The sequence below is a fragment of the Streptomyces sp. WAC06614 genome, assembly GCF_003949795.1.
GTDB lineage: Bacteria > Actinomycetota > Actinomycetes > Streptomycetales > Streptomycetaceae > Streptomyces.
In genome coordinates this window covers 1-1901 of the sequence record NZ_RPRY01000619.1, presented here as the reverse complement: position 1 = coordinate 1901, position 1901 = coordinate 1, and the positions used below count along the sequence as shown (strand labels likewise).

1 protein-coding gene is annotated in these 1901 nt (G+C 75.9%); it reads right to left on the bottom strand.

What is annotated here, in order from left to right:
- Positions 1–66: 66 nt before the first annotated feature.
- Positions 67–1791, bottom strand: a complete 1725-nt coding sequence (locus EF918_RS35345) for an alkaline phosphatase D family protein (RefSeq protein ID WP_125652931.1) — start codon at positions 1789–1791, stop codon at positions 67–69.
- Positions 1792–1901: the final 110 nt, after the last annotated feature.

Below are 1901 nucleotides of genomic sequence, written 5' to 3'. Positions count from 1 at the left end.
TCCCCCGCCCGTGTGTCCCCCATGTCGTCCCCGTGTTGCCCCCGGGCCGCCGCCGCGCCTCCGCGGTCAAGCCGTGTTCTCGGGCGGGGCCGTCGCCGTCAGGGCCGTCGGTGGCGGCGTCGTTGCCGTCAGGTCCCGGTCCAGTACGGTCACCAGCCCGTCGCCCCCCTCCGACCGCCGTGCCTGGTGCAGTTGGAGACGGGCCGAGGTGCGGGTCAGGGACAGGGTCATCACCTGGTTGCCGAACCACGGGCCGCCCGTACGCCGCCAGCTCAGCGGTGGCCGGCCGGTGCGGCCGTGCCGGCTGAGCATGCGGCCCAGCCAGCGGCCCGCGGTCGACCAGCCGATGCGGAAGCCGAACCGCACCGTGCTGTGCACGGAGTTGTGCAGCGGCGAGGCGACGAGCTGGAAGACCCGGGCCGTCGTCGGCAGCCGTGGCTCCGCCACGTACGCGTGGTGCACGTCCCCGGAGAGCACGCACACCGTCGCCGGGGCCCGCGGCCCGGTCCCCACCTCCTCGATCAGATCGCTCAGCGCCGCGAACGACGGCGGGAACGCCGCCCAGTGCTCCAGGTCGCTGCGCCGCCGCAGGTCCTCCCCGAACCGGGCCCACCGCTCGCCCCGCACCCCCCGGCACAGCGCCGCGTTCCAGCCCTCCGCGTCGTGCACCAGCGGGGGCATCAGCCAGGGCAGGGACGTACCGATCAGCAGGTGGTCGTAGCCGCCGTGGCCGTCCAGGGCCTGCTCGCGCAGCCATCTCAGCTCGGCCGGGTCCAGCATGGCCCGGCGGTCCTCGGCGAGCACCCGCCGGGTGCGGGTGTCCAGGATCAGCAGCCGGGTCCGGCCGAAGTCGCGGCGGTAGCTCCAGCGGACCGCGCCGGGGGTGGCGTCCGCCTCGGCGGCGAACGCGCGGAGCGCGTCCGTCCCGTCGGGGCTCTCGCGCACGGCCCGGTAGACCTTGTCCACCGCCAGCTCGGCCGGGGGCAGGTTGCCCAGGTGCTGGTGGACCCAGTACGCCATCAGGCCGCTGACGATCCGCTCCCGCCACCACGGCTTCGCCCGCATCTCGGCCAGCCACGCGGCGCTGGTGTTCCAGTCGTCGATGATGTCGTGGTCGTCGAAGACGTGCAGGCTGGGAACGGTCGAGAGCAGCCAGCGGGCCCCCGGGTCCCCCCAGGACTCGTGGTACAGGCGGGTGAACTCCTCGTAGTCCGCGACCTGCGCGCCCGGCGGCTCGGCCAGGTCCCGGCGGGCCGCGAGCCACTGCCGGGTGCCGGCCGAGAGCTGGTCGGCGTAGACCTGGTCACCGAGCAGCAGCAGGACGTCGGGCCGGTCGGCGCCGTCCGGGTCGGCGGCCAGCCGCGCGGCCAGGGCGTTGAGCGCGTCCGGGCCGTGCGGCCCGCGCCCCTCGGTGGGCGGGCAGGCCTGCCGGCAGGAGCCGAACGCCACGCGCAACGCGGCCGGTTCCGGCTGCCGGCCGGGGCGGGCGGCCCCGGCCGGGGTACGGATGGTGCTCGGCGGGAACGGGCTGTCGGGCAGCGGCCAGACCCGGACCCCGTCGAGCAGCACCTCGTACGCGGTGGTGGTGCCGGGGGCCAGGCCGGTCACCGGGACCAGCGCGTAGTGGTGGCCGGCGATCTGGAACGTGCGTACGGCGCCGCCCGCGATCCCGTCGGCGCAGCGCACCTCGGCCGTGCACGGCCGGTCGGTCTCGACCCAGACGGTGGCCGAGTCCCCCCGGTCCTGGTCGACATGTCTCAGCAGCGGCCCCAGCCGCAGCCCGGCAGCCATCCAACTCCCCCTCCTCGACGTCCCCTTGCATCAAGGTACGGGGTGGAGGGGGAGCGGGGCCTCCCTCTCAGGGCGGAGAGATCACCCCGGGGCGGCCCGGAGGGTCGGCC

Excerpts from the sequence above, each read along its gene's own strand:
- EF918_RS35345 (WP_125652931.1), bottom strand. The coding sequence starts at position 1,791 with ATGGCTGCCGGGCTGCGGCTGGGGCCGCTGCTGAGACATGTCGACCAG.